The organism is Pseudomonas sp. GW821-FHT02A08, assembly GCF_059422045.1.
This window is the reverse complement of record NZ_JBWKWD010000002.1, coordinates 238,763-265,067: the sequence shown is the minus strand read 5'-3', so window position 1 is coordinate 265,067 and position 26,305 is coordinate 238,763. Positions and strand designations below refer to the sequence as shown.

Here is a 26,305-nt window from a genome sequence, read left to right as displayed (position 1 = left end):
ATGTTGTTGCTCTTCAGTCTTTCTGGTATAAAGCAGCGCTCTTTTCTAGGGGCCCGGTTCCTTCACTGTAGGTGTAGCCGGTAAGACCTCTAAAGAAACGCGGCGCCTGGCGCCAAATGACTGAGAGATTAAGCGGCCAACCCATGCCGGGTTGGGCATGTGGTTTTAGAGGGCTGAGGCATGTCTAGAGTATGTCAAGTTACCGGTAAGGGTCCGGTGACTGGGAATAACATTTCCCACGCAAACAACAAAACCCGTCGTCGTTTCCTGCCGAACCTGCAGCATCACCGCTTCTGGGTTGAAGAAGAGAAACGTTTTGTGCGTCTGCGCGTATCTGCCAAAGGCATGCGTATCATCGACAAGCGTGGCATCACTGTCGTGCTGGCCGAACTTCGCCGCGATGGCAAGGTTTAAGGGAGCTAATCATGCGTGAATTGATTCGTTTGATTTCGAGCGCCGGTACTGGTCACTTCTACACTACCGACAAGAACAAGCGTACTACCCCGGACAAAATCGAGATCAAGAAATATGATCCGGTTGTTCGCAAGCACGTGATCTACAAGGAAGGCAAAATCAAGTAATTGATTTTTCCCTCTTACGAAAAAGGCCCGTATCGCGAGATACGGGCCTTTTTTGTTGTCTGTGGGTTATGCAGTGCCTGTCAGGGTCCCTTCGCGAGCAAGCCCGCTCCCACACTTGGTTGGCGCCGGACACAAATGTGGTGTTCACCGAAGCTCGAATGTGGGAGCGGGCTTGCTCGCGAAGGGGCCAGCCCTGACAACGCAGTCTTCAAGCCTTCTGTTCAAACGCCACGTAGATCTTGCGGCACGCCTCCAGCACTTCCCAGGTGCCACGAAAGCCTGCCGGAATCACGAAGCGGTCGCCCGCGCGCAGGGTCTTGGCATTGCCGTCGAGGTCACGCAGCACGGAAACACCCTGCACGATTTCGCAGTATTCGTGTTCAGTGAAGTTCACCGTCCACTGGCCGACAGCCCCTTCCCACACCCCGGCGTTCAGCTGGCCGCAAGGGCTATTGTAGTGGTTGTAGACCGCTTGCTCAGGGTCGCCCTTGAGCACTTTGGCCGGATCCGGGCGGTAGCGTTCGGCGGTGGTGGTGGCCAGGCTGAAGTCGACGACGTTCTGGATGTTCATTGTTGTTATCCCCCGTGATTACGGCGCGAGTGGTTGATTTGCCAAGAGTCTATGTTTATTAAAATGAACATCGCAAGGCCGTTTGCCGGCGTTATGTCAAATATATTGAAACTTCATGTGCGGCTGGTTTAGGGTGGTGGATGCCTTGGGCCAAAAAGCAGGCTGGCCAGGCAGAATTCCTGACAGCGCCCGCGAAGACCGCGGGTGTCGTATCAATAAGAGGAGGACACTCGCATGACCACCCTGACCCGTGCCGACTGGGAACAACGTGCCCGCGACCTGAAAATCGAAGGCCGCGCCTATATCAATGGCGAATACACTGACGCAGTTTCCGGCGAGACTTTCGAGTGCATCAGCCCGGTCGATGGCCGTCTGCTGGGCAAGATTGCCAGCTGTGACGCCGCCGATGCCCAGCGCGCCGTGGAGAACGCCCGCGCCACCTTCAATTCCGGTGTTTGGTCGCGCCTGGCGCCGACCAAGCGCAAGTCCACCATGATCCGTTTCGCCGGCCTGCTGAAACAGCACGCCGAAGAGCTGGCCCTGCTTGAAACCCTGGACATGGGCAAGCCGATCAGCGATTCCCTGTACATCGACGTTCCCGGCGCGGCGCAAGCCCTGAGCTGGAGCGGCGAAGCCATCGACAAGATTTACGACGAAGTAGCGGCCACGCCGCATGACCAGTTGGGTCTTGTGACTCGTGAACCGGTGGGTGTTGTTGGCGCTATCGTGCCGTGGAACTTCCCGCTGATGATGGCGTGCTGGAAACTCGGTCCTGCGCTGTCCACCGGTAACTCGGTGATCCTCAAACCGTCCGAAAAATCCCCGCTGACCGCCATTCGCATCGCTGAACTGGCTGTCGAAGCTGGCATCCCGAAAGGCGTGCTGAACGTGCTGCCGGGTTACGGTCACACCGTCGGCAAGGCCCTGGCCCTGCACAACGATGTCGACACCCTGGTGTTCACCGGTTCGACCAAAATCGCCAAGCAGCTGTTGATCTACTCCGGCGAGTCGAACATGAAGCGCGTCTGGCTCGAAGCCGGCGGCAAGAGCCCGAACATCGTGTTCGCCGATGCGCCGAACCTGCAAGACGCTGCCGAAGCGGCTGCGGGTGCCATCGCCTTCAACCAGGGCGAAGTCTGCACTGCTGGCTCGCGCCTGCTGGTGGAGCGTTCGATCAAGGACAAATTCCTGCCGCTGGTGATCGAGGCGCTGAAAACCTGGAAACCGGGCAACCCGCTGGACCCGGCGACCAATGTTGGCGCTCTGGTCGATACCCAACAGATGAATACCGTGCTGTCCTACATCGAGTCCGGTCATGCCGACGGCGCCAAGCTGGTGGCCGGTGGCAAGCGTACGCTCCAGGAAACTGGCGGTACTTACGTTGAGCCGACGATTTTCGACGGTGTGAGCAACGCGATGAAAATCGCCCAGGAAGAAATCTTCGGCCCGGTACTGTCGGTCATCGCATTCGACAGCGCCGAAGAAGCCATCGCGATCGCCAACGACACGCCGTACGGCCTGGCCGCCGCAGTCTGGACGGCCGACATCTCCAAGGCTCACCTCACCGCCCGCGCACTGCGTGCCGGTAGCGTGTGGGTCAACCAGTACGATGGCGGCGACATGACCGCACCGTTCGGTGGCTTCAAGCAGTCCGGCAACGGCCGCGACAAGTCGCTGCACGCGTTCGACAAGTACACCGAGCTGAAGGCGACCTGGATCAAGTTGTAAGCTCGTGAGGGAGGCAGCAGGCCTCCCGAACGACGCAGATCCCCTGTGGGAGCGGGCTTGCTCGCGAAGGCGGTGTATCAGCCAACATTGATGTTGGATGTGATGGCCTCTTCGCGAGCAAGCCCGCTCCCACATTTGTTTTGTGTGTCCTGAAGAAAAAATCAATCCACAGGAGCGTGGAACATGCGTTGGGCGACTTATTTCGCCGTGTTGGCGTCGGTCCTGAGTGTCGGCCTGGCCCTGGGTGTCAGCATGCCGTTGGTGTCGTTTCGTCTGGAGAGCTGGGGATACGGCTCGTTTGCCATTGGCGTGATGGCGGCGATGCCGGCCATCGGCGTCCTGCTGGGAGCGAAAATCTCCAGCCATCTGGCGGCGCGATTAGGCACGGCCAATCTGATGCGCCTGTGCCTGTGGGCCGGGGCGGTTTCGATCGGTTTGCTGGCCCTGTTGCCGAGCTATCCGGTCTGGTTGGTGCTGCGGCTGATGATCGGGGTGATCCTGACCCTCGTATTCATCATCGGTGAAAGCTGGATCAATCAACTGGTGGTTGAGCAATGGCGCGGGCGGCTGGTGGCGCTGTATGGCAGCAGCTACGCACTGAGTCAGCTGGCAGGGCCGGTGTTGCTGGGCTTCCTTGGCACCGAGCATGACTATGGCTTTTGGGTGGGCGTCGGTTTGCTGATGGCTGCGCCGTTCCTGTTGCTGGGCCGCGGTGGCGCGCCGAGCAGTGAAGCCAGCAGTGTGACCCTGCGTGATTTGCTTGAGTTCTGTCGTGGCCTGCCGGCGATTGCCTGGGCGGTGTCGCTGTTCGCCGCGTTCGAGGCGATGATTCTGACGCTGTTGCCGGTCTACTGCCTGCGCCAGGGTTTCACCACGGAGATCGCCCTGGCGATGGTCAGTACGGTGGTGGTCGGCGATGCGGTGCTGCAATTGCCGATTGGTGCGTTGGCCGATCGCTTGTCGCGACGGGCGTTGTTTACCAGCTGCGCAGTTGTCTTGCTGGTGTCGAGCCTGGCGATTCCGATGCTCATCGATACGCTGCTGATCTGGCCTTTGTGGGTGCTGTTCGGCGCCAGCGCTGGCGGGTTGTTCACCTTGTCGTTGATCCTGATCGGCGAGCGTTATCGCGACGATGCGCTGGTGCGGGCTAACGCGCATATCGCCCAGCTGTGGGGGATTGGTTGCCTGATCGGGCCGCTGCTGGCGGGTGCCGGCAGCCAGTGGATCAGCGGCCATGCATTGCCGTTGTTGATGGCGGTGGGGGCCTTGGGCGTGTTGATTGTGGTGTCGCGCCAAGGGGCGTTTGGCTCGGTTCAGCCAGCATAGCTTTGTAGCAGCTGGCGAAGCCTGCGTCCGGCTGCGCAGCAGTCGTAAAATCAGGCATCGCGGACTTTCAGTTAAACCGTACAAGCCGGGTTTGCGTCTGCTGCGCAGCCGGACGCAGGCTTCGCCAGCTGCTACAACATTTTCTCCAGGCCAACCGAATTGCTCATCCACGCATTGAAGCGCCGCCACCAACTCCCTGGCTCCTTGGTCAGGGTGTGCATTTTTCCGTCGTCTTCGGTGGTCCAGACGATCTGATCGTTTTCCAGCTCTACCTGATAACTCAGGGCCGGTGCCATGCCCTGTAGCGCCAGGTCGCGGACCCGTGCGGCCAATTCCGGACTGTCCACCAGCACGCCGACTTCGGTGTTCCACAGCACCGAGCGCGGGTCGAAATTGAACGAGCCGATAAAGGATTTCTGCTGGTCGAAGATCATCGCCTTGCTATGTAGACTGGAGTCAGAGCTGTGATAGGCGCTGCTGGAAAACAGATGCGGCCCGCTACCGCTGCCGCCTTCCTCTCCGGGCTGGCTACGCAATTCGTACAGCTTCACGCCGTGCTCCAGCAGCGCCCTGCGATAGGGCGCGTAACCACCGTGTACAGCGGGAACGTCCGTGGCGTTCAGTGAATTGGTCAGCAAGCTCACGGAAACGCCGGCATCGGCGCGCCCGGTCAGGTACACCAGTCCCGGCTGGCCGGGCACAAAGTAGGCCGAGATCATGATCAGCTCTTTGCTGACGTTATTGAGTTCAGGTGCCAGTTGCGTGGTCAGTAGCAATTGTGGATCGGGCTCGCCCTTGGCCAGTACCTTGCTCGGCGCATCCCACAATGCCTGGTTCCAGGCCCAGATCAGTTCGCGGCGCCAGATGTCCAGGCGTGGGTGGGTGGTGAAGGTCATCAGGTGTTTGTAGAGCCTGTGATTCTGTTTGCGCGTTTGCGCCAGGGACTCTGCCAGTCGGGTGCGGGTGTTTTCCAGGTCTTGGGGTGTGGGTTTGCTCGACAGGAATTCGTCGATCGGCTTGCTCAGGGCGCTGTTCCAGTATTGGTCGAAGCTGTGCCCGAGTTGCTCGGCGACCGGGCCGACACTGAGCATGTCGATGTCAGTGAAATTCATGTTGGGCTTGGCATCGAAATACTCGTCCCCCAGATTGCGCCCGCCGACGATGGCCATGCTGTTGTCCGCCAGCCACAGCTTGTTGTGCATGCGTCGATGTTGTTGCGAGAGGTTGAACAGTCGGCCCACGGTGCGGGTCACCCCGGTACTGCGGCCCAGATTCAGCGGGTTGAATACGCGGATCTGGATGTTCGGGTGTGCGGCGAGGGTCGCGATGACCCGGTCAAGGCCGTCGCTGGCGGTGTCGTCGAGCAGTACCCGAACCCGCACGCCCCGGTCGGCGGCCTTGAGCAACTCCTCGATCAACATGCGCGTGCTGATGCCGTCGTGCACGATGTAGTACTGCAAGTCGAGGCTGCTTTGGGCGTTACGGATCAGTTCGGCGCGGGCGATGAAGGCCTCGGTGCTGTCCGATAGCAGGCGAAAGCCCGATTGTCCCTTGTAGGGTGCGGCCTGTGCCTGGACCGAGCGGCCGAATGCGGAGTCTGAAGCCGGCAGCGCCTGGCTCGGTACACGCTGTACGTCGAGGCTGGCGCAGCCGCCCAGGAACGCGGCGAGTAGCACAAGAGCAAGCAGGGGCTTTCTGACTCTCACGTAGGATCGTTCCGTTTGGCGGCGCGGATAGGCATATGGATGCTGATTCCCGAAGAAAAGTCAGTCGCTGAGCTGATCGGTATCCGCCAGCAGTTTGATCGCTGTCGCACCCACCTTGCGCACCGCGTCTTCGATCTGCGGTGTTGGCTTGGCAGCGTAGTTCATGCGCAGGCAATTGCGGTACTTGCCGGAGGCGGAAAAAATGCTGCCCACGGCGATCTGTACGCCCTGGTCATGCAATGCACGATTCAGTTTCAGGGTGTCGAATCCTTCCGGCAGTTCGACCCACAGCATGAAGCTGCCTTGTGGGCGACTGGCGCGTGTGCCGACCGGGAAGTAGCGGCTCACCCAATCAATCATCACGTCGCGATTGCGCTGGTATTGCGTGCGCATCCGTCGCAAATGCGGTTCGAAATGGCCGCCCTTGAGAAATTCGGCGATGGCGATCTGCGGCTGTGGCGCGGTGGACCCGGTGCTGATGTATTTCATGTGCAGCACCCGTTCCAGATAGCGGCCGGGCGCGACCCAGCCGATGCGCAGGCCCGGCGCCAGGCTCTTGGAAAACGAGCTGCACAACAGGACGCGGCCGTCTTCGTCGAAGGATTTGATCGTGCGCGGACGCGGGTAGGTGTAGGCCAGTTCGCCATACACATCGTCCTCGATGATCGCCACGTCATAGCGCTGGGCAAGCGTCAGCAGCGCGCGTTTGCGCGACTCCGGCATGATGTAGCCCAATGGGTTGTTGCAGTTGGGGGTCAGCTGTATGACCTTGATCGGCCACTGTTCCAAGGCCAATTCCAAAGCTTCAAGACTGATGCCGGTTAGCGGGTCGGTGGGAATCTCCAGGGCTTTCATGCCCAGGCCCTTGAGGGTTTGCATGGCGCCGTGAAAGCTCGGCGAGTCCACCGCGACAATGTCGCCGGGTTCGCAGATCGCGCGAATGCTGGTGGACAGCGCTTCATGGCAACCGGTGGTGACCACCAGTTCGCTGGCGCTCAACTGGCAGCCGGAATCGAGCATCAGGCGAGCGATCTGTTCGCGCAGTTCGAGGTTGCCATGGATGTTGTCGTAATACAGGCCAGGCATGTCCTGCCGCCGACTGATACGCGCCAGGTCACGCAGCAGCGGTTTCATGGTCGGGCTAGTGATGTCCGGCATGCCGCGGCCCAGTTGCACCACGTCTTTGCGCGGCACGGCGCGTATCAACTCCAGCACTTGATCCCATTGGGAAATGTCCACCGGCCGTTGCGCCGGGCGGCCGACTGCCGGCAAATCCGGCAGCTCGCGACTGGCCGGGACGAAGTACCCGGACTTGGGCCGTGGCATGGCCAGCCCGCTGTCTTCCAGTACCCGATAGGCCTGTTGCACCGTACTCAGGCTGACACCGTGCTCGACGCTCAGCGCCCGTACCGAAGGCAGCCGGTCACCGGGGCGATAGAAGCCCTGTTCGATACGTGTGCCGAGCAATTCGGCGAGGTTGACGTAAAGGGTCATGGTGCAGCCTCGATAGGGATGATTCGGTTAACCAGTACAGATCGGGCAAAAAATATGGATTCAGTGGCGGAATCGGCAAAACTGTATGGAGTTAATACAGTTACTTTGAATCTGTAATGCTTTTGCGCGCCCACGCATCATGGAACCTCTGGCTACCCAAGTAAACAGGAGCATCCAAGATGAACGGTTTGAGCGATGTGCGGCTGACGTTACACAGTCAGGAACTGGCGACCGGGCAGAACAACGGCACGCGAGAGGCGGGCATGGGCCATGCGTCGTCCGGCCTGAGTCGCTGGGACCAGTTCTGGCGTCGCCTGCACACGCGCAAGGCCTTGCTGGTCCTGACGGCCGACCAGCTCAAGGATATCGGGCTGACACGGGAACAGGCGCGGGAGGAGGGGCTGAAGCCTTTCTGGCGGATCTGAGTTTTGCAGTGTTCTTCAGGGCCTCTTCGCGGGCAAGCCCGCTCCCACAGGGATTACTGGTGTTCACAAGATTTGTGTTCACCGCCGAAACCTGTGGGAGCGGGCTTGCCCGCGAAGGCGTCAGAGCTGACACCGACAATCCGTCAGACCAACTCTTGAAGCCGATGCCACAACATCCCCAACGCCAGCAACGGCGAGCGCAAATGCTTGCCGCCGGGGAAAGTGATATGCGGCACCTTGGCGAACAAATCAAAACCCCCACTGTGCTGCCCGCTGATGGCTTCGGCCAGCAGCTTGCCGGCCAGGTGTGTGGCATTCACGCCATGACCGGAATAGGCCTGGGCGTAATACACATTCGGCTGGTCCTTGAGCCGGCCGATCTGCGGCAGACGATTGGCGCCGATGCCGATCATGCCGCCCCATTGATAGTCGATCTTCACACCAGACAATTGCGGAAAAACTTCGAGCATTTTCGGGCGCATGTACGCGGCGATGTCTTTTGGGTCGCGGCCCGAGTAATGGCAGGCGCCGCCAAACAGCAAGCGCCGGTCCGCCGAGAGCCGGTAGTAGTCCAGCGCCACCCGCTGGTCACAGACCGCCATGTTCTGCGGCAGCAGGGCGCGGGCCTGTTCTTTGCTCAGTGGTTCGGTGGCGATGATGTAGCTGCCGGCGGGCAGGACTTTGCCGCTGAGTTCCGGGTTGAGGTTATTGAGGTAGGCATTGCAACCCAGCACCAGGGTCTTGGCACGCACCGAGCCCACGGCGGTATGGACCTTGACCTCGGGGCCATAGTCGATGCGGGTCACGGCCGAGTGCTCGAACAACTGGACCCCCAGTCGTTGTGCCGCTGCGGCTTCGCCCAAGGCCAGATTCAGTGGATGCAGGTGCCCCGAACCCATGTCGATCAGGCCGCCGACATAACGCGTGGAGCCGACCACGGTGTGCATCTCGTTGGCTTGCAGCAAGCGAGTCTCGTAGCGATATCCGAGGCTGCGCAGTTCTTCGGCATCCTCGGCGAAGCCTTCAAGGTCACGGGGCTTGTTGGCGAGGTCGCAGTAACCCCAGGTCAGGTCGCAGGGGATCTGGAAGCGCTCGACCCGTTGCCGGACGATTTCCACGGCTTCCAGGCCCATGAGTTTCATTTGCCGAACACCTTCGACACCGATGACGTTGGTGAACTGATCGAGGCCGTGGCCGACGCCGCGAATCAGTTGCCCGCCATTGCGTCCACTGGCGCCCCAGCCAATTTTATGGGCTTCGAGCAACACCACGCTGAGGCCGCGGTCGGCCAGCTCAAGCGCTGTGTTCAACCCCGAATACCCGCCGCCCACCACGCAGACATCGGCCAGCACTTCGCCCTTGAGCGCCGCAAGTTCGGGCTGCGGCAGGCTGCTGGCGGCGTAGTAGGAAGCGGTGTGGCTGACAGGCTGTTGAGCACGGGCATTCATGTGCGTGTTCCTGATGCTTGCGTTTGGAAAACCTGACGGAGCATAGGCCGGACCTTCCCGGGCGGGCAACATTGGTCGGCTGGTGCTGTCTGGGTCGGGGCTTTTGCGTCAGAATCGCGCTCTATTCCGCTTTGGGTCACCGCTGCAATGAGCTGCAACAGCCAGACAATTCGCACATTGCGACAACAGATTCCCTCGTTCGAGTGCGTGCCCGGCTGCCATGACTGCTGCGGGCCGGTGACCACCTCGCCCGAAGAAATGTCGCGCCTGCCGCGCAAGACCCGCGCCGAGCAGGATGCCGCCATGGAAGCACTCAACTGTGTGCATCTGGGGCCGAATGGTTGCACGGTGTATGACGAGCGGCCGCTGATCTGCCGGTTGTTCGGCACCACCAAGACCTTGCCGTGCCCCAATGGGCGCGGGCCGGTGGAATTGATTCATCCGCGGGTGGAGAAGCAGGTGTTCGAGTATATGGCCAGCACCCGGCAGGTGCTGGTCTAGATAGACCGAGTCGCTGCCTTCGCGAGCAAGCCCGCTCCCACATTGGATCTTCAGTGGCCACAGATTTGTGTACGGCTGCGATCAACTGTGGGAGCGGGCTTGCTCGCGAAAGCGGCTGAACAGACGCCGCCAATCTCAATCCGGAATCGGCAGGGTCAGGCTCTCCTTCACCTCTTCCATCACGATGTAACTCTTGGACTCGCGCACGTGGGGCAGCTTGAGCAGGATGTCGCCCAGCAACTTGCGGTACGAGGCCATCTCGGAAATCCGCGCCTTCACCAGGTAGTCGAAATCCCCAGACACCAGATGACACTCCAATACATGGGGCAATTTCAGCACCGCACGTCGGAACTCTTCGAAAGTATCGCCGGATTTGTAATCCAGGCTGATCTCGACGAACACCAGCAGACTACCCTTCAGGTGCTGCGGATTGAGCCGGGCGTTGTAGCCCATGATGATCCCTTCGCGCTCCAGACGCCGGACCCGCTCGGTACAGGGCGTGGTCGAGAGCCCGACCTTTTCCCCAAGCTCGGTAAAGGAAATCCGCCCGTCCGCTTGCAGGATCCGCAGGATGTTGCGGTCGATCTTGTCCAGCTCACGTTTGGTCTGAGTGTTGGTACGCATAGGGGATGCGCCTCCGTGAAAAGGGTTTTTGCCGAGAATTGTCGCCAAATATAGGCGCTTATATAGTGAAAAGCACTGGCAAATCTTTTTTACACTGCGCGCATCTAAAGCTCTGAATAACAAACGTCAGCGGTTAGCCGCGATGAGGGATATGAAAATGCGCGTCATGGTCTTGGGTAGCGGCGTCATCGGTACCACCAGTGCTTATTACTTGGCCCGTGCCGGGTTTGAAGTAGTGGTTGTCGACCGGCAGCCGGCCGCTGCCATGGAGACCAGTTTCGCCAACGCCGGGCAGGTTTCGCCGGGTTACGCCTCGCCGTGGGCCGCGCCGGGTGTGCCGCTCAAAGCCATCAAGTGGCTGTTGCAGCGCCACGCGCCATTGGCGATCAAGGCCACTGCCGACATCGACCAGTACCTGTGGATGGCACAGATGCTGCGCAACTGCACCGCCAGCCGTTACGCGGTGAACAAGGAACGCATGGTCCGTCTGTCCGAGTACAGCCGTGACTGTCTCGATGAACTGCGCCTGGAGACCGGCATCGCCTACGAAGGCCGCAGCCTTGGTACGACCCAACTGTTCCGCACCCAGGCTCAACTGGACGGCGCCGCGAAAGACATCGCCGTGCTGAAAGAGTCCGGCGTGCCGTTCGAGCTGCTCGACCGCGACGGTATTGCTCGCGTTGAACCGGCCCTGGCCAGCGTGACTGACATCCTCGCCGGTGCCCTGCGCCTGCCGAACGACCAGACTGGCGACTGCCAGATGTTCACCACCAAGCTTGCCGAGATGGCCGCGAACCTCGGTGTGCAATTCCGTTTCGGCCAGGACATTCAGCGCCTCGACTTCGCCGGTGACCGCATCAACGGCGTGTGGATCGACGGCAAGCTGGAAACCGCCGATCGCTACGTGTTGGCCCTCGGCAGCTATTCGCCGCAACTGCTCAAGCCGCTGGGGATCAAGGCGCCGGTGTACCCGCTCAAGGGCTACTCCCTGACCGTGCCGATCACCAACCCGGCGATGGCCCCGACATCGACCATTCTCGACGAGACCTACAAGGTCGCGATCACCCGTTTCGACAACCGCATCCGCGTTGGCGGTATGGCTGAAATCGCCGGTTTTGACCTGTCGCTGAACCCGCGCCGCCGGGAAACCCTGGAGATGATCGTCAACGATCTTTATCCTCAGGGCGGCAATCTGGCCGAGGCCGACTTCTGGACCGGCCTGCGTCCGACCACTCCGGACGGCACCCCGATTGTTGGCGCCACCCCGTTCAAGAACCTGTTCCTGAACACCGGTCACGGTACGCTCGGCTGGACCATGGCGTGCGGCTCCGGTCGCTTGCTGGCTGACCTGATGGCAAAGAAAAAGCCGCAGATCAGCGCCGAAGGCCTCGATATCTCCCGCTATGGCAGCAAAACCCAGGAGCCTGCAAAGCATGTCAGTCCAGCGCCAGCTCACCAATGAGCGCATGAGTCAGATCGTCACCCATAACGGTACGGTGTACCTGGCTGGGCAGGTCGGCGACGACATGAACGCCGGGATTGAACAGCAGACCCGCGAAACCCTGGCCAATATCGAGCGTTTGCTCGATCTGGCCGGCACCGACAAAAACAATCTGTTGTCGGTGACGATTTACCTGAAAGACATCGACGCGCATTTCGAAGGCATGAACGCGGTGTGGGACAAGTGGCTGCCAAAAGGCGTCGCCCCGGCCCGTGCCACCGTTGAATCGAAACTGTGCGAACCGCAAATCCTGGTCGAGCTGTCGGTAGTCGCCGCTCTGCCATAAGCTTTCAGACAGATCCCTCTCCCGGTGCTGCTGGCGGTTCACGCCACCAGCCAGCGCCGGTTTTTTTCCCGATAACCCGACCAGAAGTCTGCCGCCATGCGTCCTGCCCGTGCCCTGATCGACCTTCAAGCCCTGCGCAACAACTACCGAATCGCCCGTGAACTCACGGGGGCCAAGGCCCTCGCGGTGATCAAGGCCGATGCCTATGGCCATGGCGCGGTGCGTTGCGCCCAGGCGCTGGAAGCCGAGGCGGACGGGTTTGCCGTGGCTTGCATCGAAGAGGCATTGGAGCTGCGGGCGGCGGGCATTCGCGCGCCGATCCTGCTGCTGGAAGGTTTTTTCGAAGCCGATGAGCTGGCGCTGATCGTCGAGCATGACTTCTGGTGCGTGGTGCATTCGCTGTGGCAGCTCGAAGCCATCGAGAAAGCGGCGTTGAGCAAGCCGATCACCGTGTGGCTGAAGCTCGACTCGGGCATGCACCGTGTGGGGCTGCACCCGGCGGATTATCAGGCGGCCTATCAACGGCTGTTGGCCAGCGGCAAGGTCGCGAAAGTGGTGCTGATGAGCCACTTTGCGCGTGCCGATGAATTGCACGAGCAGGCCAGTGCCGATCAGGTGGCGATATTTGAAGCAGCGCGCAAGGGTTTGTCCGCCGAGGTCAGCCTGCGCAACTCACCGGCGGTACTCGGTTGGCCGCAGATTCCCAGCGACTGGGTGCGCCCGGGCATCATGCTTTATGGCGCCACACCCTTCGAAGAAGCCAACGAAGTGGCGTCGCGGTTGCAACCAGTCATGACCCTGGAGTCGAAAGTGATCAGCGTGCGCGAGTTGCCGGCTGGCGAACCCGTCGGTTACGGCGCCAAATTCATCACCCCGAAACCGATGCGCATTGGCGTCGTGGCCATGGGTTACGCCGACGGCTACCCGCGTCTGGCGCCGACCGGCACGCCAGTGCTGGTTGCCGGACAGCGCAGCCAGTTGATCGGCCGGGTATCGATGGACATGCTCTGTATCGACCTGACCGATGTGCCGCAGGCCGGCCTCGGTTCGACTGTCGAGTTGTGGGGCAAAAACATCCTCGCCAGTGATGTGGCCATGGCTGCCGGCACGATTCCTTATCAGATCTTCTGCAACCTGCGTCGAGTGCCACTGCTCTATTCCGGGGCTTAGTGAGCAGGGCTCCGGACCGGAAGTCGCCTCGCTGAGCAGGATTCAGGTCAAGGTGTTGTAAATACTGAACGCTGTCGCCATGATAACGCTCACTATTCCAACAATCTGAATCCTGGAGGCGCAAGCTTTGGACGTCGGTGAACGACTGCAATCCATCCGTAGGCTCAAAGGCCTTTCCCAGCGTGAGCTCGCCAAACGGGCGGGGGTCACCAACAGCACGATTTCGATGATCGAGAAGAACAGCGTCAGCCCCTCGATCAGTTCGCTGCGTAAAGTGCTGGGCGGAATTCCCATGTCCATGGTCGAGTTCTTTTCCGAAGAAATCCTGCAGGAAAAACCGACTCAGATCGTCTACAAAGCCAACGAGCTGATCGATATTTCCGATGGTGCCGTGACCATGAAACTGGTCGGTCGGGCGCACCCGAGCCGGGCGATCGCATTCCTCAATGAAATCTATCCGCCAGGCGCCGACACCGGTGACGAGATGCTCACCCATGAGGGCGAGGAAACCGGCATCCTGGTCGAAGGAAAACTGGAACTGGTGGTCGGTCTCGAAACTTTTGTCCTCGAAGCCGGCGATAGCTACTACTTTGAAAGTACCAAGCCACATCGTTTCCGTAATCCGTTCGATGTGCCGGCGCGACTAATCAGCGCAGCCACGCCGGCGAATTTCTAAGAAAAGAGGCGTCCTGCCAGCATCGCAGAGGCGCCCGGGCTGTTTTTCCGTCGCGACCTAAGACCCCTCCGACTTTGGGGTTGTTTCAGTGCGACGGGCTTACCGCTATACTTGCGCCCGCCTGCGAACCGTGGCCGTAGGCGTGACTAGCCACCATTGAGGGTGAACGCGTGAACCTAATTATGAAAATGCTGGCTGCACCAGCAACCGTATTGGCCCTATGGGCTGTCAGTGTCAGCACTCAGGCTGCGACCAACGACGATATTGCCAAACGCCTTGAGCCAGTCGGCCAGGTTTGTGTTCAGGGTAAAGAGTGCAAGGGCATGGAAGTGGCCGCTTCCGCCGGCGGCGGTGGTGCGAAAACCCCGGATGAAGTGATTGCAAAACATTGCAACGCTTGCCACGGCTCAGGCCTGTTGGGCGCGCCGAAAATCGGTGATGCCGCTGCTTGGGGCGAGCGTGCCAAGAAAGAAGGTGGTGTTGACGGCCTGCTCGCCAAGGCGATCTCCGGCATCAACTCGATGCCGCCAAAAGGCACCTGCGCCGATTGCTCCGATCCAGAGCTCAAAGGCGCCATCGAGAAGATGTCCGGCCTGAAATAAGCCCCGTTTTCAGCGAAAAGCCGCTTCCGAGCGGCTTTTTTGTGCCTGCGGTTTTGTCCTGAAGACAATGAAGAGCCCTTGTGGGAGCGGGCTTGCTCGCGAAAGCGGTGTGTCAGCCAACATTGATGGCGGCTGACACGGCCTCTTCGCGAGCAAGCCCGCTCCCACAAAGGATCTTCGGTGCTGGCATGATTTGGCGTCTGAGGCTGTTTTTTGCAGCCAAGACCCGGCAAGCTCGGTCCAACCCCAATTCATGGAATATGAGGGAGGATCCGATGGTGCAGTTGTGTTCTATCGAGCAGGCGGTCGATGACGTACTGGCGCGGTTGCCGGTCCACATTCATATGGGCTTGCCCCTGGGCCTGGGCAAACCCAATCACTTCGTCAACGCGCTGTATCGACGAATTGCACAGTTGCCCGAGCGGCGGCTGACCATCTACACCGCGTTGTGCCTGGGGCGCCCGCCCTTGGGCGATGGTTTGCAAAAGCGCTTCCTCGAACCCTTTATCGAACGGGTGTTCGGCGATTATCCCGAGCTGGAATTTCTCGCCGACCTACGCTGCGATAGTCTGCCGTGCAACATCCACATCCAGCAGTTCTTCATGCAGCCCGGCAGCCTGCTCAACAGTGCCACGGCGCAACAGGATTACGTCAGCAGCAATTACAGCCATGCGGCGCGGGACATCAATGCCGCCGGGTTGAACCTGGTGGCGCAACTGGTGGCCAGCCATGCCGAGCATCCCGACCGCTTGAGCCTGAGCTGCAACCCGGACATCACCCTCGACCTGTTGCCGATGATCGCCAGGCGTCGCGCCGCCGGAGAAACCATCCTGATGGTCGGCCAGGTGCACAACGATCTGCCCTACATGCCCGGCGATGCTGAACTCGGCATCGACACCTTTGACCTGTTGATCGATGAGAAGGACAACACCACGCTGTTCTCCACGCCGAACATGCCGGTGGGGTGTCAGGACCACTTCATCGGCCTGCACGCCAGCACCCTGGTGCGTGACGGCGGCACCTTGCAGATCGGCATCGGTTCCATGGGCGATGCGCTGACGGCGGCGCTGCTGGCGCGGCAAGCCGACAACGACGGATACAGGGCTTTACTGGCAGACGTAAACCTCAGCCACTGGACGCAACTGATCGAGCGCGAAGGCGGCATCGGCCCCTTCGCCAAAGGCCTGTATGGCTGCAGCGAAATGTTCGTCAACGGCTTGCTGGTGCTGGCGGATGCCGGGATCGTGCGGCGCAAGGTCTACCCGGACGTGACGACCCAACAGCAGGCGAATGCCGGCACCCTCGACGAGACTGCGCAATACGATGGCATTTCGGTGCACGGCGGTTTCTTCCTCGGTCCACGCAGCTTCTACGAACGCTTGCGCGAGTTGCCGCAAAACAACCGGCTTGCATTCAACATGACCCGCATCAGCTACATCAACGAGCTCTACGGCCAGGAAGAACTCAAGCGCTTGCAGCGCCTGGATGCGCGGTTCATCAACACCGCGTTCACCGTGACCTTGCTCGGTGCCGCGGTGGCGGATCAGCTTGAGGACGGGCGTGTGCTCAGCGGCGTAGGCGGGCAATACAACTTCGTGGTGCAGGGCCATGCGTTGCAAGGCGCGCGCTCGGTGTTGCTGTTGCGCAGTTGGCGCGAATCCGGCGGCGACGTCAGCTCGAACATTGTCTGGGAATACGGCCACTGCACGATCCCTCGGCACCTGCGCGATGTTGTGGTGACTGAGTACGGCATTGCCGATCTGCGCGGCAAGGCCGATGCGGCAGTGATCGAGGCGTTGCTCAATATCAGTGATTCACGCTTTCAGCAGGGGTTGATCGAGCAGGCGCAGAAGGTCGGCAAGTTGCCGAAGGACTTCCGTCTCGATTCGCGCTTTACCGATAACAGTCCGCAGCGTTTGCAGGCGATTGAGGCACGGCATCCACAGCTGTTTCCGGAGTATCCGCTGGGCTGTGATTTCACCGAGGTCGAGCGTGATCTGTTGCGGGCACTGAACTGGCTCAAGAGCAAGTTCAAGCTGAGCGAGGTGCTGGAGTTGGGCAAGGCAGCGCTGGATGCGCCGGAGGCAGCAGCGTTTCCGGAGCATCTGGAGCGCATGCAGCTGGCCAACCCGGAGGGGCTGAAGGAGGATTTGTATCAGCGGTTGCTGCTGGCCGGCCTGAAAGCCACCGCGCAATAACAGCCAACATAAATCAAATGTGGGAGCGGGCTTGCTCGCGAAGGCGGTGTATCAGTCAAAAATCAGTCGACTGACACACCGCCTTCGTGAGCAAGCCCGCTCCCACAGGGGATGTGCAGTGTGGCGGCTTTACTCGATAAAGGTCACGACACCATCGGCCAGCGACTTAACACGGGCCAACGACTCAACGCGATAACCCTGCGAATCCAATTCCGCACGCCCACCCTGGAACGACTTCTCGATCACGATGCCCAGGCCCGCCACGGTGGCGCCGGCCTGCTTGATGATCGAAATCAGTGCCTGGGACGCCTTACCGTTGGCCAGGAAGTCGTCGATGATCAGCACGCGGTCGCTGCTGGTCAGGTGGCGCGGGGAGATGGCCACGGTGCTTTCGGTCTGCTTGGTGAACGAGTACACGGTCGCCGACAGCAGGTTTTCGGTCAGGGTCAGGGACTGGTGCTTGCGGGCGAAAATCACCGGCACACCCAGGTTCAGACCGGTCATGATCGCCGGGGCGATGCCCGAGGCTTCAATGGTGACGATCTTGGTGATGCCCGAATCCTTGAACAGCGTGGCGAATTCGTCGCCGATCAGTTTCATCAGGGCCGGGTCGATCTGGTGGTTCAGAAAGGCGTCGACCTTCAGGACCTGGTCGGAAAGCACAATGCCTTGTTCGCGAATTTTCTGGTGCAGGGCTTCCATGAAGCTGTCCTCTTTTGGCGCCTGTGCGCCGAAGGTCATATAAAAGTGGTCAATTCTAGCGCTTTAACATCGCGCGTATATCCGCCAATGCGTTGTTGCCCCGCACGGCTTTGACTTCGGTCGGCGTGTCGTCATTGCCTTCCCACGCCAGATCGTCCGGTGGCAACTCATCGAGGAAGCGGCTTGGCGCGCAATCGATGATCTCGCCGTACTGCTTGCGCTTGGCCGCGAATGTGAAGGCCAGGGTCTGGCGCGCGCGGGTAATGCCCACGTAGGCCAGGCGACGTTCTTCTTCGATGGTGTCGGCTTCGATGCTGGAACGGTGCGGGAGGATTTCCTCCTCCATGCCCATGATGAACACGTAGGGGAATTCCAGTCCCTTGGACGCATGCAAGGTCATCATCTGCACGCCTTCGGCGCCGTCTTCCTCTTCCTGCTGACGCTCGAGCATGTCACGCAGGACGAGTTTGCCGATGGCGTCCTCGACGGTCATTTCGCCTTCTTCGTCTTTTTCCAGGGTGTTCTTCAGCGCCTCGATCAGGAACCAGACGTTACCCATGCGGTAGTCGGCGGCCTTGTCGCTGGAACTGTTGGTGCGCAGCCAGTTCTCGTAGTCGATGTCCATGACCATGCTGCGCAGTGCCGAGATCGGGTCTTCGCCGGCGCACTGCTCGCGCACACGGTCCATGAAACGCTTGAAGCGCGACAGGCGATCGGTGAAGCGACTGTCCAGATGCTCGCCCAGGCCGATCTCGTCGGTGGCGGCGTACATCGAGATCTTGCGCTCGGTGGCGTAGTTGCCCAGCTTCTCCAGCGTGGTCGAGCCGATCTCGCGGCGCGGCACGTTGATCACCCGCAGGAACGCGTTGTCGTCGTCCGGGTTCACGATCAGGCGGAAGTAGGCCATCAGGTCTTTCACTTCCTGGCGCCCGAAAAAGCTGTTGCCGCCGGACAGGCGATACGGCACCTGGTGATGCTGCAACTTCAGCTCAATCAGCTTGGCCTGGTAGTTGCCGCGATACAGGATCGCGAAATCGCTGTACGGTCGGTCGGTGCGCAGGTGCAGGCTGAGGATTTCCATGGCCACGCGCTCGGCCTCGGCGTCCTCGTTGCGGCAACGGATCACGCGGATCTCGTCGCCGTGGCCCATTTCACTCCACAACTGTTTTTCGAATTCGTGGGGGTTGTTCGAGATCAGCACGTTGGCGCAGCGCAGGATGCGACTGGTGGAGCGGTAGTTCTGCTCCAGCATCACTACTTTCAAGGATGGGTAGTCGTCCTTGAGCAGCATCAGGTTTTCCGGGCGAGCGCCGCGCCAGGCGTAGATCGACTGGTCGTCGTCGCCCACCACGGTGAACTGGTTGCGTTTGCCGATGAGCATTTTCACCAGCAGGTACTGGCTGGCGTTGGTGTCCTGGTATTCGTCCACCAGCAGGTAACGCACCTTGTTCTGCCACTTCTCCAGAATGTCGGCGTGCTCTTCGAACAGCTTCACCGGCAGCAGGATCAGGTCGTCGAAGTCCACCGCGTTGAACGCCTTGAGCGTGCGCTGGTAGTGGGTGTAAACGATGGCGGCGGTCTGTTCCTTGGGGTTGCGCGCGTTTTCCAGAGCCTGGGCCGGCAGGATCAGGTCGTTTTTCCAGGCGCCGATCATGTTCTTGATCTCGTCGACACCGTCGTCGCCCGAGTATTCCTTCTGCATGATGTCGGTCATCAGGGCCTTGACGTCGGTCTCGTCAAAAATCGAGAAGCCCGGTTTGTAGCCCAGCCGAACGTGCTCCTTGCGGATGATGTTCAGGCCCAGGTTGTGGAACGTGCAGACCGTCAGCCCGCGCCCTTCACCGGCACGCAACAGGGTGCCGACCCGTTCCTTCATTTCGCGGGCGGCCTTGTTGGTAAAGGTCATGGCGACGATGTACTGGGCGCGAATGCCGCAGTTCTGGATCAGGTGCGCGATTTTGCGCGTGATCACGCTGGTCTTGCCGGAGCCTGCACCGGCGAGCACCAAAAGAGGGCCGCCGACGTAGCTCACGGCTTCTTGCTGCCGGGGATTGAGTCGGGACATAGGTAAATTCAGGAGTCAGTCACAAAATGGGCCGGCATTTTAACAGGCTCAGCGAATTGTGCTGCTCTGTCCGACTTGTGACGTACCACGCTATCTGTAATTGCCGGTTTTGTTACTTTCACGCAGGATGCGCAACGAATTTGCGGCTAATGTTCGTAATTGCGGATACAAAGGGCTGGTTTTGCTCACTGATGTCATTGTCATTGGTCATCGGAACGGCATAATGCCCGTCGCCTACATCTTTGCAGAGTCTAGGGAGCTAGCTTGTCTACGCCTGTCGAACCCTTGCGTTTGCTGCTACTGGCCGAAGAGCCAGCGTGGGCAGCGTTGTTACGCGAGTGTCTGGCTCCTATGGGGAGCTCGGCCGTGCTCATCAGCGCGCCGAGTTGGGAGTCGGTCAGCAGCCTGTTCGATGACAACCGCAGCGCGGTGTTATTGACCATCCCGCAACTTCAACCGGCGCCGGGCCGTTGCAGCCTGCCGACGGTGTTGTTGCTCGACCATGAGCCGCTGACCCCGCCCGACGGCGTGAGTGACTGGCTGGTACGCGACCTGCTCGATCCCGGCATGTTGCGCCGTTGCCTGCGCCATGTGCGCGAACGTGGCGTTCTGGAAAACACCCTGCAACGCCTGGCCGAGCAAGATCCTCTGACCGGCATCGCCAACCGCCAGGGTTTCCAGACCCTGCTGACGGCGCGCCTGGCGGAAAACGACGGTCGTGGCCTGGCCCTCGGTCATCTCGACCTCGACAACTTCCGCTATGCCAACGACGCCCTTGGCCATCAGGCCGGTGACCGTCTGATCCTGCAAGTGGTGGCGCGGCTCAAGAATCAGCTTGAGGCCGGCGATCAGCTGGCGCGCCTGGGCAGTGATGAATTCGCTCTGCTGATCGACACCCGTCGTGCGCCCCAGCGTGCCGAGTGGATGGCCGAGCGCATCAGCGAAGCCCTGGCCGAGCCTTATTGGGTCGATGGTGAAAGCCTGCTGATCGGCTCCAGCCTGGGCATCGCCCACGCCCGGGCCCAGGCCGGTGCGGACCCGCTGATGTGGCATGCGCACATCGCCATGCAACAGGCCAAAAGCACCCAGGGCTGCACCTTTCACATTTTCAACGAACGCATCAACCGCAATGCCCGCAGCATCGCCGACCTGGAAACCGAGCTGCGCCGGGCGTTGCGCCGCGATGAGCTGGAATTGCACTACCAGCCGCGGCTGAACCTCGAAGACGGGCAAATCGTCGGCCTCGAAGCGTTGGTGCGCTGGCGGCATGCCGAGCGCGGCTTGTTGCCGCCGAGCGAGTTTGTGCCGCTGGCTGAGCAAAGCGGTCTGATCGTACCGTTGGGCTACTGGGTGATTTCCCGGGCCTTGCGCGACATGCAGGCGTTGCTTGAACTTGGCTTGCCGCCATTGCACATGGCGATCAACCTGTCGTTCCGACAGTTCCAGGACAGCCAGTTGCTGTCGACCCTCAGTCGCCTGATTGCCGAGCGCGGTGTCGAGGCGCAGTGGCTGGAGTTCGAACTGACCGAAACCGCAGTGATGCGCCGCAGCGATCTGGTCCAGCAGACCATGGACGCCCTCGGGCGCCTTGGTGTGCGCTTCTCCCTCGACGACTTCGGCACCGGGTTCTCGTCGTTCGTGCACCTCAACAGCCTGCCGATCACTTTGCTGAAGATCGACAAGAGCTTTGTCGGCGGCATGGAGCAGCGTGAGGAAAACCGCAAGCTGGTCCACGCGATGATCAACCTGGCGCACAACCTCAACCTCGAGGTGGTCGCAGAAGGCGTGGAAACGCCGGAGCAACTGGATCTGCTGCGCGGGTTCGAGTGCGATCAGGTGCAGGGGTATTTGATCAGCAAGCCATTGCCGCTGGCCGAGCTGGTGGAGTACCTGACGATCGGCTCCAGCCAGCAGCCGATGCTGGAAGTCGTGAACTGATCACGAGTAATTGGTTGCCACGGAATCCTGTAGGAGCGAGCTTGCTCGCGATGGTCGTCAACGATAACGCTGGTTGGCAGGTGCCCTGCGGCGTTCTCGGGTTTATCGCGAGCAGGCTCGCTCCTACAACGGATCTCAGTCAGGTTGAGCGATCTCGAAGCGCTGCTCTGACGTCGTGTCGCGCTTGATCATCCGCTTCATCTTCCACTCAAACCCCAACGTCAGGCTCACCGCCGCACACGCCAGCCCCAGCGCCAGGCCCCACCAGACACCCGTTGGCCCCCAGTCCAGGTGGAACGCCATCCACCACGCCGCCGGTGCGCCTATCAGCCAATAGCAACCCAGGCCGACGAGGAAAGTGGTCTTGGCATCCTTGAGCCCACGAATGCAGCCCATGGCAATGGTTTGCACGCCGTCGAACAGCTCGAACCAGGCCGCCACCGCCAACAGGCTCACGGCCAGGTTGATGACATCGCGAAACGCCGGGTCGTTGTGGTCGAGGAACAGGCCCACCAACTGGTTTGGCAATAGCCAGAAGACCATGGCGAAACACAGCATCGCCGCCGCCCCGAACGCGATGCCGACCCGCCCGGCCAGCCGCGCATCCAGCAATTGTCCGGCACCGTAGTGCTGGCCGATGCGCATGGTGATCGCATAAGAAATACCCGCCGGGACCATGAACGCCACCGAAACGATTTGCAGGGCGATCTGGTGTGCGCCAAGTTGAGTGCTGCCCATGGTGCCCATGCACAGCGCCGCGAAGGCAAACAGCCCGACTTCCACCGCATAGGTGCCGCCAATCGGCAGGCCCAGGCGCCATAGTTCCTTCAGGTACTGGCGGTTCAGCCGCGACAGGCCCAGGCGCAGCGGATAGGCCTCATAAGCCGGATGTCGACGAATGTGCCACGCCAGCGCAAGTGCCATCAGGTTGGCGACAATCGCCGTGACCAGCCCGATGCCCACCAGCCCCAATTTTGGCAGGCCGAACATCCCGGTAATCAGCACATAGTTGAGCAAGAAGTTGGCGACCGTACCGCCAAGGCTGATGACCATCACCGGCGTCGCACGGCCAATGGCGCTGGTGAACCCGCGCAGGGCCATGAAGCTCAGGTAGCCGGGCAGGGCGAACGGCAGGAAGATCAAAAACTGCCCAGCCATCTGGACATTGCTTTCGGTCTGGCCGAACAGCAGCAGCACCGGTTTGAGGTTCCACAGCAGCAAACCGGCGACCAGCGCCATCAGCCATGCCAGCCACAATCCGGCTTGGGTCAAGCGGGTCGCTCCGAGAATGTCGCCCGCACCTTGACGAATAGCCACCAATGTACCGACGGCAGCAATCACGCCGATGCAGAAAATCGACACGAACGAATAAGTCGCCGCGCCGAGCCCGCCACCGGCCAGTGCCTCGGGACTCAGGCGCGCCATCATCAGGGTGTCGGTGAGGACCATCAGCATGTGCGCCAACTGCGAGGCAATCAGCGGCCCCGCCAGCCGCAGGATGGCCCAGAGTTCAGTACGTGCTGGATGCTGCATGGTCATCACGCTCGATTATCAAAGGGAACAGGAAAACACCGATTCTCGGCGCTCTGCGAGATTTGCACAAAGGGATAAAAAGGATGGATAGCATGATTCAAACTCATGATAGGGAGTTTCTGCTAGGTTAGGCGAACCCCGCAGTAGGAGCTTTCCCAATGTCCCGTCGTCTTCCTCCCTTGTATGCACTGCGCGCATTCGAAGCGGCGGCGCGGCACAGTTCGTTTACTCGCGCGGCCGAAGAGCTGTCGATTACCCAAAGCGCGGTCAGCCGACATATTCGTACGCTCGAGGAGCATTTTGCCTGCCGCTTGTTTCACCGCAGTGGCCGCAACCTGCAACTGACCGAGTCGGCCCGTCTGCTGTTGCCGGGTATTCGCGAGGGCTTCACCGCCCTGGAGCGAGCCTGCAATACCTTGCGCGCCGAAGACGACATCCTGCGCATGAAAGCTCCGTCGACCTTGACCATGCGCTGGTTGCTGGCGCGCCTCAGTCGCTTCCGCCACTTGCAGCCGGGCAACGAAGTGCAATTGACCAGTGCGTGGATGGACGTCGACTCGGTGGATTTCAATGACGAGCCGTTCGACTGCGCCGTGTTGTTGGGTAACGGTCATTTTCCACCTGACTGGGAGGCGAGTTACCTGTTCCCCGAGGAATTGATCCCGGTCGGCGCGCCCAACCTGCTGAATGATCAACCCTGGGACGTCGAGCGCCTGAACAACAGCGAGCTGTTGCACCCCACGCCGGACCGCCGCGACTGGCGCAACTGGCTGGAGCGAATGGGGCTGGCCGATCAGGTGTCGCTCAAGGGCGGACAGGTGTTCGATACCCTGGAGCTGGGCATGATCGCAGCTGCGCGCGGTTATGGCGTGTCCATGGGCGATCTGCTGATGGTCGCGGAGGATGTCGCCCAGGGACGCTTGAGTTTGCCTTGGCCGACCGCCGTCGCCAGTGGCGAGTGTTACTACCTGGTATGGCCGAAAACCCGGCCAGGCGGCGAGCGCATGCGCCGGCTCAGCGACTTTCTGCAAAACGAAGTTCGGGCCATGGAATTGCCGGATGTCGTGCATCTGAGCTGAACGATGAAGCCGGCGCAATGACGGCTTCAGGCAATTTTCTTTCTTGGCATTTGTCATCGATGTTTCGATTTTTATGCTTGCTGAAACGTTTCATCAAGTCTATAAAAATGGCACAACTCCAAGAAAGGCTATTGCCATGACCCCACTCAAACACTTCGCTGCCCTCAGCGCACTGTGCGCGGCCTCCCAAGCCCAGGCTTGGGATTACGTCCTGCTCGACACTGACAAAGCCGCCCAGAACTGGCAAATCACCAGCCAGCAACTCGGCGTAAAAATCGACAAACCTTTCAGCGTAACCCTGCGCACCTTGCACGGCGGTCGGCAGGAAGGCGTCAGCATCGTCGACATCGATAACGGCACGATGAAACTTTCGGTAGTTCCAACTCGCGGCATGAACGTCCTGCAGGCCTCGGTCGGTAACGTGCGCATGGGTTGGGATTCGCCAGTCAAGGAAGTGGTCAATCCGTCCTTCATCGAGCTCAACGGCCGTGGTGGCCTGGGCTGGCTGGAAGGCTTCAATGAACTGGTCACCCGCTGCGGCTACGAATGGGTCGGCCACCCCGGCATCGACAACGGCGAACTGCTGACCCTGCACGGTCGTGCCGCCAATATCCCGGCCAACAAAGTCACCCTGCACATTGATGAAAAACCGCCGTACGCCATCAGCCTGCGCGGCGAGCTGAAAGAGCAGGCTTTCAAGAAAGTCGACTTCTCGGTCGCGACCGAATTGGTCACCGAGCCCGGCAGCGTAGCGTTCGCCCTCAACGACACCCTGACCAACAACGGCGATTATCCGAAGGAATACCAGGCGCTGTATCACAGCAACTTCAGCACCCCATTCCTGGAGCAGGGCGCCCGCTTCGCCGCGCCGGTGAAACAGGTGTCGCCGTTCAACGATAAAGCCAAAGGCGATTTGCCGGACTGGCAAACCTATCGCGCACCGACCAAGGACTACGACGAAACGGTTTACAACGTAGTGCCGTACGCCGATGCCAAGGGCGATACATTGACCGTCCTGCATAACAGGGCCGGCAGCCTGGGCGTCTCGGTCGGTTTCAACACTCAAACACTGCCGGTGTTCTCCCTGTGGAAAAACACCGATACCCAAGGCCAGGGCTACGTCACGGGGTTGGAGCCGGGAACGAGTTTTTCCTACAACCGCCGGTATCAGCGGCCACTGAACCTGGTGCCAATAATTGGGCCGAAGGAGCAGAAGCAGTTCCGCATCAGCTACGGCTTGCTGGCGGATAAGACCGCTGTGGATAAGGCGCTGAAGCAGGTTAGCGAGATTCAGGGCGGGCGGGAGACTGAGGTGCGGCAGACGCCGTTGGTTGACCTTACCAAGGGTTGATTTTCGCCATCTTTCCGACAACCGCCTTATTGGTCGAAAAAACACTTACAAATTCCGGTTACTGGCTTGCTGGCCGATATTGCAGCGCTTCGGCCAAGTGCTCGCGTCTGATCTCATCGACTTGTTCAAGGTCCGCAAGAGTGCGCGCTACTTTGAGCAGTCGATGGGCCGCTCGCAGTGACAAGGTCAGTCGTTCACACGCCGTCTCCAGCCAGGTTTCGTCTGTTGTGGATAACTTGCAGTGTCTGCGCAAGCCCGGCAAGTCGAGAAAGGCATTGGCACAGCCTTGGCGTTTTTGTTGCCGTTCTCGTGCATCGGCAACCAACTCGGCGGCGGTGGCAGTGTCGTCGCCGGGTTTTAACGCAGGATTCAATGCCGTGGCTTCGCGAGCAACCGTCAGGTGCAGATCAATACGATCCAGCAGTGGCCCCGACAGTTTGGTGCGATAGCGCTGAACCATGTCCGGCGTACAGGAACAACGGCCACTCGGTTCGCCAAGATATCCACAAGGGCAGGGATTCATCGCGGCAACCAGTTGAAAGCGCGCCGGGAAGCGTACGCGGTCCTTGGCGCGGGAAATCACGATGTGGCCGGATTCCAGCGGCTCTCTCAACACCTCCAATACCTTGCGATCAAATTCCGGGAGTTCATCGAGGAACAGCACGCCATGGTGAGCGAGGGTGATTTCGCCCGGTTGTGGTTTCGAGCCACTGGGACAAAAAGAATTTGTTGAGAAAAACCAAAGCTACAGGTCGCATTTCTCCGCTTTTTCACTAAGAAATAAATGAGTCGATACGCGC

At 60.3% G+C, this 26,305-nt stretch carries 23 protein-coding genes and 1 pseudogene; 15 read left to right on the top strand and 9 right to left on the bottom strand.

Features of this window, described 5'->3' with window-relative positions; all coding sequences use genetic code 11:
• Nucleotides 1–180 precede the first annotated feature (180 nt).
• Together rpmB and rpmG are read left to right on the top strand one after the other, a co-directional pair.
• On the top strand, nt 181–414 hold the full coding sequence (rpmB, locus tag AC07W4_RS03130; protein WP_007975166.1) for a 50S ribosomal protein L28: 234 nt from the start codon (nt 181–183) through the stop codon (nt 412–414).
• 11 nt (nt 415–425) lie between these two features.
• Nucleotides 426–581: a 50S ribosomal protein L33 gene (gene rpmG / locus AC07W4_RS03125; protein ID WP_003177274.1), complete on the top strand. Its 156-nt coding sequence runs from the start codon at nt 426–428 to the stop codon at nt 579–581.
• 208 nt (nt 582–789) lie between these two features.
• On the opposite strand, the gene AC07W4_RS03120 is transcribed toward rpmG, so the two are convergent.
• Nucleotides 790–1,152 carry a cupin domain-containing protein gene (locus tag AC07W4_RS03120; RefSeq protein ID WP_495031456.1) on the bottom strand — a complete coding sequence of 121 codons (363 nt, stop codon included), beginning with the start codon at nt 1,150–1,152 and terminating at the stop codon, nt 790–792.
• A 234-nt stretch (nt 1,153–1,386) separates the two neighbouring features.
• On the opposite strand from AC07W4_RS03120, the gene AC07W4_RS03115 reads away from it, so the two are divergent.
• Nucleotides 1,387–2,880 (top strand): aldehyde dehydrogenase, encoded by a 1,494-nt coding sequence (locus AC07W4_RS03115; protein ID WP_007996504.1) that lies wholly within the window; start codon nt 1,387–1,389, stop codon nt 2,878–2,880.
• 183 nt (nt 2,881–3,063) lie between these two features.
• Nucleotides 3,064–4,206 (top strand): MFS transporter, encoded by a 1,143-nt coding sequence (locus tag AC07W4_RS03110; RefSeq protein WP_495031455.1) that lies wholly within the window; start codon nt 3,064–3,066, stop codon nt 4,204–4,206.
• 131 nt (nt 4,207–4,337) lie between these two features.
• On the opposite strand, the gene AC07W4_RS03105 is transcribed toward AC07W4_RS03110, so the two are convergent.
• Together AC07W4_RS03105 and AC07W4_RS03100 are read right to left on the bottom strand one after the other, a co-directional pair.
• Nucleotides 4,338–5,912 (bottom strand): phospholipase D family protein, encoded by a 1,575-nt coding sequence (locus AC07W4_RS03105; RefSeq protein ID WP_495031454.1) that lies wholly within the window; start codon nt 5,910–5,912, stop codon nt 4,338–4,340.
• A 60-nt stretch (nt 5,913–5,972) separates the two neighbouring features.
• Nucleotides 5,973–7,406: an aminotransferase-like domain-containing protein gene (locus AC07W4_RS03100; RefSeq protein WP_495031453.1), complete on the bottom strand. Its 1,434-nt coding sequence runs from the start codon at nt 7,404–7,406 to the stop codon at nt 5,973–5,975.
• Nucleotides 7,407–7,585: 179 nt separating this feature from the next.
• Between AC07W4_RS03100 and AC07W4_RS03095 the strand changes: the two genes are divergently transcribed.
• Complete coding sequence (locus AC07W4_RS03095) at nt 7,586–7,831, top strand: DUF1127 domain-containing protein (protein WP_495031452.1); 246 nt, start codon at nt 7,586–7,588, stop codon at nt 7,829–7,831.
• 143 nt (nt 7,832–7,974) lie between these two features.
• Here AC07W4_RS03095 and AC07W4_RS03090 read toward each other — a convergent pair whose 3' ends face one another.
• Complete coding sequence (locus AC07W4_RS03090; protein WP_495031451.1) at nt 7,975–9,279, bottom strand: NAD(P)/FAD-dependent oxidoreductase; 1,305 nt, start codon at nt 9,277–9,279, stop codon at nt 7,975–7,977.
• Between the two features lie 147 nt (nt 9,280–9,426).
• On the opposite strand from AC07W4_RS03090, the gene AC07W4_RS03085 reads away from it, so the two are divergent.
• Complete coding sequence (locus tag AC07W4_RS03085) at nt 9,427–9,780, top strand: YkgJ family cysteine cluster protein (protein WP_102700091.1); 354 nt, start codon at nt 9,427–9,429, stop codon at nt 9,778–9,780.
• Between the two features lie 135 nt (nt 9,781–9,915).
• Here the strand turns inward: AC07W4_RS03085 and AC07W4_RS03080 are convergent, their stop codons facing one another.
• Nucleotides 9,916–10,404: an Lrp/AsnC ligand binding domain-containing protein gene (locus AC07W4_RS03080; RefSeq protein WP_007975155.1), complete on the bottom strand. Its 489-nt coding sequence runs from the start codon at nt 10,402–10,404 to the stop codon at nt 9,916–9,918.
• Nucleotides 10,405–10,561: 157 nt separating this feature from the next.
• Here AC07W4_RS03080 and dadA point away from each other — a divergent pair, with 157 nt between their 5' ends.
• From dadA to AC07W4_RS03050, 6 genes are all read left to right on the top strand, one after another.
• Nucleotides 10,562–11,866 (top strand): D-amino acid dehydrogenase, encoded by a 1,305-nt coding sequence (gene dadA / locus AC07W4_RS03075; RefSeq protein ID WP_495031450.1) that lies wholly within the window; start codon nt 10,562–10,564, stop codon nt 11,864–11,866.
• Nucleotides 11,838–12,191 carry a RidA family protein gene (locus tag AC07W4_RS03070; protein WP_495031449.1) on the top strand — a complete coding sequence of 118 codons (354 nt, stop codon included), beginning with the start codon at nt 11,838–11,840 and terminating at the stop codon, nt 12,189–12,191. The genes dadA and AC07W4_RS03070 overlap by 29 nt, the downstream gene beginning before the upstream one ends.
• Nucleotides 12,192–12,287: 96 nt before the next feature.
• Entirely contained in the window at nt 12,288–13,361 is a 1,074-nt protein-coding gene (alr, locus tag AC07W4_RS03065; RefSeq protein ID WP_495031448.1) for an alanine racemase, read from the top strand.
• A 127-nt stretch (nt 13,362–13,488) separates the two neighbouring features.
• Nucleotides 13,489–14,037: a cupin domain-containing protein gene (locus AC07W4_RS03060; protein WP_008023455.1), complete on the top strand. Its 549-nt coding sequence runs from the start codon at nt 13,489–13,491 to the stop codon at nt 14,035–14,037.
• Between the two features lie 182 nt (nt 14,038–14,219).
• Entirely contained in the window at nt 14,220–14,639 is a 420-nt protein-coding gene (locus tag AC07W4_RS03055) for a c-type cytochrome (protein WP_495031471.1), read from the top strand.
• A 275-nt stretch (nt 14,640–14,914) separates the two neighbouring features.
• A complete protein-coding gene (locus tag AC07W4_RS03050) occupies nt 14,915–16,837 on the top strand; it encodes an acetyl-CoA hydrolase/transferase C-terminal domain-containing protein (RefSeq protein ID WP_495031447.1) in 1,923 nt (640 codons plus the stop codon).
• Between the two features lie 129 nt (nt 16,838–16,966).
• On the opposite strand, the gene AC07W4_RS03045 is transcribed toward AC07W4_RS03050, so the two are convergent.
• Nucleotides 16,967–17,539, bottom strand: a complete 573-nt coding sequence (locus AC07W4_RS03045) for a xanthine phosphoribosyltransferase (RefSeq protein ID WP_007975145.1) — start codon at nt 17,537–17,539, stop codon at nt 16,967–16,969.
• Between the two features lie 55 nt (nt 17,540–17,594).
• Nucleotides 17,595–19,604, bottom strand: a complete 2,010-nt coding sequence (gene rep, locus AC07W4_RS03040) for a DNA helicase Rep (protein WP_007989511.1) — start codon at nt 19,602–19,604, stop codon at nt 17,595–17,597.
• A 264-nt stretch (nt 19,605–19,868) separates the two neighbouring features.
• On the opposite strand from rep, the gene AC07W4_RS03035 reads away from it, so the two are divergent.
• Nucleotides 19,869–21,542, top strand: a complete 1,674-nt coding sequence (locus AC07W4_RS03035; RefSeq protein ID WP_495031446.1) for a putative bifunctional diguanylate cyclase/phosphodiesterase — start codon at nt 19,869–19,871, stop codon at nt 21,540–21,542.
• Nucleotides 21,543–21,677: 135 nt separating this feature from the next.
• Here AC07W4_RS03035 and AC07W4_RS03030 read toward each other — a convergent pair whose 3' ends face one another.
• Nucleotides 21,678–23,075, bottom strand: coding sequence for a NorM family multidrug efflux MATE transporter (locus AC07W4_RS03030; protein WP_495031445.1), 1,398 nt, complete (start codon nt 23,073–23,075; stop codon nt 21,678–21,680).
• A 158-nt stretch (nt 23,076–23,233) separates the two neighbouring features.
• Between AC07W4_RS03030 and AC07W4_RS03025 the strand changes: the two genes are divergently transcribed.
• Together AC07W4_RS03025 and AC07W4_RS03020 are read left to right on the top strand one after the other, a co-directional pair.
• Nucleotides 23,234–24,154: a LysR substrate-binding domain-containing protein gene (locus AC07W4_RS03025; protein WP_008050876.1), complete on the top strand. Its 921-nt coding sequence runs from the start codon at nt 23,234–23,236 to the stop codon at nt 24,152–24,154.
• A gap of 136 nt (nt 24,155–24,290) precedes the next feature.
• On the top strand, nt 24,291–25,505 hold the full coding sequence (locus AC07W4_RS03020) for an aldose 1-epimerase family protein (RefSeq protein WP_495031444.1): 1,215 nt from the start codon (nt 24,291–24,293) through the stop codon (nt 25,503–25,505).
• A gap of 58 nt (nt 25,506–25,563) precedes the next feature.
• On the opposite strand, the pseudogene AC07W4_RS03015 reads toward AC07W4_RS03020, so the two are convergent.
• Nucleotides 25,564–26,226: pseudogene (locus AC07W4_RS03015) on the bottom strand (ATP-binding protein); the annotation flags it as partial.
• Between the last annotated feature and the right edge of the window lie 79 nt (nt 26,227–26,305).